We start from the raw sequence: 6,540 nt of genomic DNA on the forward strand, positions 1-6,540 counted from the left end.
CAGTATGTAAGACCCCTTGTAGACGACGAGGTAGATAGGTTCGGGGTGGAAGCGCGGCAACGTGTGGAGCTGACGAATACTAATCGGTCGAGGGCTTATCCAAAAATATATGATCAGCAGCAGCTTTAGTTTCGATCCAGTTTTCAGGGCACAAGCCGCCTTGAATAAGTAATTCGTTTGGTGATGATGGCGGAAGGGAACCACGCGTACCCATACCGAACACGACCGTTAAGCCTTCCAGCGTCGATGGTACTTGGACCGCAGGGTCCTGGGAGAGTAGAACGTCGCCAAGCATTATTCCCTGATAGCTCAGTTGGTAGAGCACTCGACTGTTAATCGAGTTGTCACAGGTTCGAGTCCTGTTCGGGGAGCCACTTGCTTCCATAGCTCAGTAGGTAGAGTGCATCCATGGTAAGGATGAGGTCACCGGTTCGATCCCGGTTGGAAGCTCCATAAGGCCCGTTGGTCAAGGGGTTAAGACACCTCCCTTTCACGGAGGTAACAGGGGTTCGAATCCCCTACGGGTCATTCCCATGGAGGCTTAGCTCAGCTGGGAGAGCATCTGCCTTACAAGCAGAGGGTCGGCGGTTCGATCCCGTCAGCCTCCACCATGATATGCCGCTGTAGCTCAATTGGTAGAGCAACTGACTTGTAATCAGTAGGTTGGGGGTTCAAGTCCTCTCGGCGGCACCAGTACCATGATTCACCAATATTGGGGATTAGCCAAGCGGTAAGGCAACGGACTTTGACTCCGTCATGCCTAGGTTCGAATCCTAGATCCCCAGCCATGTATGAGCCATTAGCTCAGTTGGTAGAGCACCTGACTTTTAATCAGGGTGTCGTAGGTTCGAGTCCTACATGGCTCAGTTTTTCAAACGCGCGTATGGCGGAATTGGCAGACGCACCAGACTTAGGATCTGGCGGGAGACCGTGGGGGTTCAAGTCCCTCTACGCGCATCCAATTAGCAAAAGGCCTTAGAACATGTGTTCTAAGGCCTTTTGCTGTTATTGCCATATTCCTTCTTGTATGGATCGGAAGAGAATGCAGTGACCCCACCGTTCACACTTTTATTTTTTAGGTGTGTAAACTTTATTCATCGCAGCTATTGGTGTGATAAGAGCGTTTTTTACATATACGGTATAAGGTATCAAAAACAAATTGACAGATATGATAAGTATGTTATAATGTGAAATATATAAACAATCTAATATATTAGATATTAGTTGTAGATTATAAAACTCTTAGTAGGAAATTGACAGAGATTAACATCAAGGGGTAATGAATTATGAACTTCATGCTCTGTTAAGAAATGCGAAGAGAAGCGAATGAATAACCAAATTATATAAGATGGGAGAGTAACTATGGGCTCTAAACAAGTGGCCATTGTAACTGGCGGTTCGTCAGGGCTCGGACTTTCCGTTGTCCAACGATTTGCCGAAAAAGGCTTGACTGTGGCGATCGTGGATATTGCGGCGGAAAGCGGAGATGCACAGAAGAATAAGTTAAGAGCAGAAGGGCATGATGTGCATTTCTTCCAGGCCGACGTATCCAATCAAGAGGGTGCCAAGGAAGTGGCCGAGAAGGTGTTCAAGTCATTAGGGAATATTCATATTCTGATTAATGCGGCGGGAATCATTCGACGCTCACCTAACGTAAACGTAACAGACCTGGAGCTTAAAGGAGTCCTCGATGTTAATTTAAATGGAACCGTTTACATGTGTCAAGCGGTTCAACCGTATATGGCTCAAGGGGACGGCGGAGCCATTGTAAATTTCGCCTCGATGCTTGCCCATTACGGAAGTAAGAATCTGCTGTCGTATGCCGCTTCAAAGGGAGGCATTGTTCAAATTACCAAATGCTTGGCAGTCGATTGGGCTGAGAATAATATTCGTGTCAATGCGGTTAGCCCCGGTTATATCGAGACACCATTATCATCCGGTGCTACGAGGGATCCTGCATTTAAAGAGAGAATCCTTTCGAGAACTCCGCAAAGACGCTTTGGTTCACCGCAGGAAGTGGCTGCTGCAATCGATTTCCTGAGCTCCAAGGATGCAAGCTTTATTACAGGAGCCATTCTCCCTGTAGACGGCGGACTTCTTGCGGGGGATCCATCTTTATTCCCGCCAGCTTGATGCTTTTATAACCATAATAAATTTTTGGAGGAATGAAAAATGACAACAGCACAAACATTAAATGAATTTGCTCAGATGGTTGGATTGCCGGATCAGGCGATTGATATTAACGAAATCCCTTGGATTCCGCAAAGCGATCGCGTATGGTTCAAACCGGTTCGTTTTGATTTGTCTAACGGACGCTGGATCAATCTGTTAAAAGTATTGCCGGGCGGAGCGGTTAACCGTCATCGTCATACCGGCGGACAGGTTATGGCTTATACCATTCAAGGAGAGTGGAGATATTTGGAGAGAACCTGGGTGGCGAAACCGGGCACGTTCGTTTATGAGCCGCCGGGTGATATTCACACGCTTGTTGTTGATGGCGAAGAAGAAATGATTACGCTTTTCATCCTGGAAGGAACGATCCAATACTTGAATGACGAAGACCAAGTGTATTATCAAGACGATGTATTCACGAAATTGAAGCTCTACAAGGAATACTGCCAAAAACACAATATTCCGGAAATGAACTTGCTGTATTAATATCAGCCTTAGCCTTGATCGCTTGAATGCAAGATTGACGTGAACCACCACACCCCTCGCGTTATAGGCAAAAGTATCTATCGATTTGTTTACGATGGATACTTTTGTTTTTTAGGCTACATGCAAGTCATGCCGGGGAGGTCATTCGTTAAAAACGATAAATATAAAGGATGGGGAACCCCTGATGAAAAAAATTATTAAACCAAGGCCGCCAATTGATGAATCGAAAATTAAACCTTTTCGTGATATGGCCGATGTGTTATCGTTATCGTGTGTGGTCGGAGACGCCATGCAGCGCAATCAGGTTATGAGGCATGATATGAAACCGAAAGCAGCCGACAAGAAGATCATCGGCCCTGCCATAACGGTAAAATTAACCGCAGGCGATATTGTCGATTGCCTGGAAGTATTTGAGGTTGTGAAGCCGGGCGATGTGATCGTCATTGATGCTTTTGGCGAAACGGAAACCTCCATTTGGGGAGGCTTAATGTCTGGCCTGGCAAGAAACGCAGGGGTTACGGGTGCGGTAATAGACGGCAGCTGCCGGGATACGGATGAATCAAGAATGCTGGGATTTCCCGTTACAGCCAAGGTATCCGGTCCAAGGGCAGCTCATACGGCGTATTCCGGAAGAAAAGAACCGGTCGAAATAAACGTTCCGATTTCCTGCGGCGGTGTCATTATTCAACCTGGTGATTTGATTGTAGCCGATGAGATTGGTGTTGCTGTAGTACCCTATGACCAGCTGGAAGAGGTGTATGCTCTGGCGCGCGAGCAGGCTGACAAGGAAATAGCAACCAGAGAAGAAATACTGAAAGGAGCGACGGTAGAGGAGTTGCTTCAAAAATTCGGAAGAATTTAAAGTAAAGGTTGGTTGCGATGTATAGAATAACCATTGATACGGGCACGACGAATACCCGTGTAGTATTATGGAAGCAATATGATGCGATGGACTCGGTATCGGCTGAAGTGGGAGTTAGAAATACAGTTATCAACGGGAATAACGAAGCGCTGAAAATGACCATTGGTGAATTGATTAATAAGCTCTTGCAAAGCCATAATCTCGATTTGGGAGAGGTTGACATCATTGCCGCATCAGGGATGATTACATCAAATGTCGGCCTGGTGGAAGTGCCGCATATTTCTTCACCTGCAGGAATGGATATGCTTTCGCAACATATGTTTTGCAAGCGGTTTCCTGAAATCGTGGATAAGGATATCTGGTTCGTACCCGGCATTAAAAGTGTTTCATCCTCTTCAGAGGCTGCACATGCTGAGATTACGGACATAATGCGTGGAGAAGAGGTTGAGACTTTTGCCTTAGTGGAAAAGCTAAACGTAACGGGTCCGGCACTTTTTATTTTGCCTGGATCGCATACGAAATTTGTCTTCCTTAATGCTCAAAAATATATAACGGAAAGTCTAACGACCCTTACGGGAGAGCTGCTGATGGCCGTGTCTAATCATACGATTATAGCCAATGCGGTCAATAAATCTTATGCGGCCGATCTGCTGCCGGATCGGGTGATTCAAGGGTATCAGCTGGCCAAGCAGTCAGGTCTTAGTCGTGCGGCATTTTCCATACGTGTCATGGACCTATTCTCAGAGCTTAATGTGAACGAGAAAGCCAATATGCTGATGGGGGTTGTTTTTGCCGAGGATCTCCGGGCGATTCTTAATCATCAGGTGATCTCTGCTTCACAGCAGATGCCGGTTTATATAGCTGGAAAAGAGATCGTACGGGATACGCTCTCGCTGCTCTTCACCGTAGAGAATTACGAGGGAGAGGTTATTCCTGTAGATTCCCAAACAATGCAGCATTTGGCGGGATACGGTACGCTTCGTATTGCGGAATACCGTGGATTAATCTCTGGATCAAGAGAGTAAACGTTCTGCGTGGAAGTTGATTTTACAATCAACGTAGCTAGATGTACAATGACTCTTAGAAATCACAATGACAATGGGTGCATGGTATCGATGGAATGAGAACATGCACCTTGATAAGAGGGTGATAACTTGATCATATTTGACAACAGCAATCTTCATGAGCGTGTATATATTTACTTAAGGGATAAAATACTAAATAATGAACTGAAGCCCGGCTCCAAAATCATTTACGAAGATATAATCAAGGAGCTTGGTGTTAGTCGGACACCGCTGCGGGATGCAATTAATAGACTCAAGCAGGACGGGCTCATTGATGTCAAGCCGCGTTCGGGCTCTTATGTCAATCTGCCTAATGTCAAGGATATTGAAGATCTGTATGATGTCCGAAAAGCTTTAGAGCTCAAAGCCCTTACGATCGCAGCACGCACAATGCCAAAAGCTCAAATTCAATTGCTGATCGATGAAGCGGACAGAGCTGAAGAGGCGATTCAAAAAGGGGATATGAAGCCTTTTTTTGAAGCGGACCGAAATCTCCATCGGACGATTATTCAATATTCCAATAACCAATTATTAGTGTCCATCATGAGCACATTGGAATTGAAGATTAAATGGTATGGTGTCATTATCACCAAAAATACGGATAGGCCTCGACAAGCGAACGAATTGCATAAGAAAATTTTGCGGGCATTATTCGATTCCAACCTCGAAAAAGCGATACAGCTAATGGATGTGCATATTGATGAGATCAAGCATCATACTGTTGAGGATTATTCGTAATCGGAAAGCGAGAAGGATTTTAAGCAGAATTTGTACTTAAACCCATTCCTTATTTCATGCGATGCGATTATGACTAACTCTGGGTTCGTAAGGGGCCATGCCTTGAGCATGTCCCATTTTGTGCTGTCTTAATTCCGTCATCCGTTTGCGATAGCATTCATTCATCTGTTTCCGGATCCATCATCACAAAATATACAGAACATTTTTATCCATAGATAAGAATAAACGAAGACCATAATGAACAAAAAGAGTTTGACAGATTTGTGATATGTGTTATAATTTGAGATATCAAAACAAATCTAATATATTAGATATTAGATTTCCAATATTTCGGAAACCATTTTACTTGACTGTGAAGTGATTGTGGTGGACGAACAATCAGATTCACTTAGTTAAGCTAAAATGATTACTGCTCAAAATGGAACCGTTTACAAATTTGGTTTTGGGGTATTCAACAACAGGAGGTAGAAAACAATATGGAAGCGTCTACGACGAGGAAAGCTTCTAGGTTTAATCACGGGATTATCGATTGCGATGTGCATCAATGCGTCAAAAGCTACGACGATTTGAAGCCCTATTTGCCGCGGGTATGGTGGGACAGACTGAAGGCCCACAATATGACATTGCCATTTCTCATGTTTCGTCCGATTCCGCTGGAACGCGATGATGCAAGACCGGATAATGGACTTCCTTCGGGCTCCGATCCGGAATTCGCGAAAGTGGATTTGCTGGACCGCTATCATATAGAAAAAGCCATTCTGACCGGCAACCTGCTTTCCATCTCTGCGCATAACAATCCGGATTACGCAGCGGCACTGGCATCGGCATTCAACGATTATACGATGGACACGTGGATTCCAAGCGATGACCGCTGGTTGGCCTCCATTGTGGTCGCAACCCAAGACCCGCTGCTCGCAGCAAAAGAAATTGATCGACTGGGCTCGCATCCGAGAGTGGTTCAGGTGCTGCTGACCTCGGCATCGCGCGAGCCATACGGGCAGCGACGCTACTACCCGATCTACGAAGCGGCTGTGCGCAACAACCTGATGATCGGGATTCACGGCGGGGGCGAAGGAGACGGAATCAACCCATCCACGACGGCCGCAGGGTATCCGACGACCAACTTTGAGCGTCACAACATCCTGGCGATTCACCATATGTCGCAGTTGAACAGCATCGTTTGTGAAGGCGTTTTCGAACGATTCCCGACCTTGAAGG

The 6,540-nt window shown here is 45.7% G+C and carries 6 protein-coding genes, 8 tRNA genes and 2 rRNA genes; all 16 read left to right on the forward strand.

The genetic code is table 11. The annotated features are described in order from the left end of the window. Positions 1-103, forward strand: a 23S ribosomal RNA gene (locus tag ACZYR9_RS26940); the annotation flags it as partial. Between the two features lie 73 nt (positions 104-176). Next, positions 177-293: ribosomal RNA gene (gene rrf / locus ACZYR9_RS26945) — 5S ribosomal RNA — on the forward strand. A 5-nt stretch (positions 294-298) separates the two neighbouring features. Continuing rightward, positions 299-374: transfer RNA gene (locus ACZYR9_RS26950), tRNA-Asn, on the forward strand. A 3-nt stretch (positions 375-377) separates the two neighbouring features. Continuing rightward, a tRNA-Thr gene (locus ACZYR9_RS26955) sits at positions 378-453 on the forward strand. 3 nt (positions 454-456) lie between these two features. Then, positions 457-528: transfer RNA gene (locus ACZYR9_RS26960), tRNA-Glu, on the forward strand. Between the two features lie 7 nt (positions 529-535). After that, positions 536-611, forward strand: a tRNA-Val gene (locus ACZYR9_RS26965). 6 nt (positions 612-617) lie between these two features. Continuing rightward, positions 618-693: transfer RNA gene (locus ACZYR9_RS26970), tRNA-Thr, on the forward strand. A 20-nt stretch (positions 694-713) separates the two neighbouring features. Further along, positions 714-788: transfer RNA gene (locus ACZYR9_RS26975), tRNA-Gln, on the forward strand. 5 nt (positions 789-793) lie between these two features. After that, a tRNA-Lys gene (locus ACZYR9_RS26980) sits at positions 794-866 on the forward strand. Between the two features lie 11 nt (positions 867-877). Further along, positions 878-957, forward strand: a tRNA-Leu gene (locus ACZYR9_RS26985). Between the two features lie 405 nt (positions 958-1,362). Further along, positions 1,363-2,133 carry an SDR family NAD(P)-dependent oxidoreductase gene (locus ACZYR9_RS26990; RefSeq protein ID WP_488981442.1) on the forward strand — a complete coding sequence of 257 codons (771 nt, stop codon included), beginning with the start codon at positions 1,363-1,365 and terminating at the stop codon, positions 2,131-2,133. A 39-nt stretch (positions 2,134-2,172) separates the two neighbouring features. Further along, on the forward strand, positions 2,173-2,658 hold the full coding sequence (locus tag ACZYR9_RS26995; RefSeq protein WP_488981443.1) for a 2,4'-dihydroxyacetophenone dioxygenase family protein: 486 nt from the start codon (positions 2,173-2,175) through the stop codon (positions 2,656-2,658). A 184-nt stretch (positions 2,659-2,842) separates the two neighbouring features. Continuing rightward, positions 2,843-3,520: an RraA family protein gene (locus ACZYR9_RS27000; protein WP_488981444.1), complete on the forward strand. Its 678-nt coding sequence runs from the start codon at positions 2,843-2,845 to the stop codon at positions 3,518-3,520. 17 nt (positions 3,521-3,537) lie between these two features. After that, complete coding sequence (locus ACZYR9_RS27005; RefSeq protein WP_488981445.1) at positions 3,538-4,545, forward strand: 2-dehydro-3-deoxygalactonokinase; 1,008 nt, start codon at positions 3,538-3,540, stop codon at positions 4,543-4,545. Positions 4,546-4,674: 129 nt separating this feature from the next. Continuing rightward, positions 4,675-5,322, forward strand: a complete 648-nt coding sequence (locus tag ACZYR9_RS27010; RefSeq protein WP_488981446.1) for a GntR family transcriptional regulator — start codon at positions 4,675-4,677, stop codon at positions 5,320-5,322. A gap of 476 nt (positions 5,323-5,798) precedes the next feature. Beyond that, on the forward strand, positions 5,799-6,540 hold a 742-nt coding region (locus tag ACZYR9_RS27015), incomplete at its 3' end, for an amidohydrolase family protein (protein ID WP_488981447.1).

This window comes from Paenibacillus sp. F024 (genome assembly GCF_057814255.1).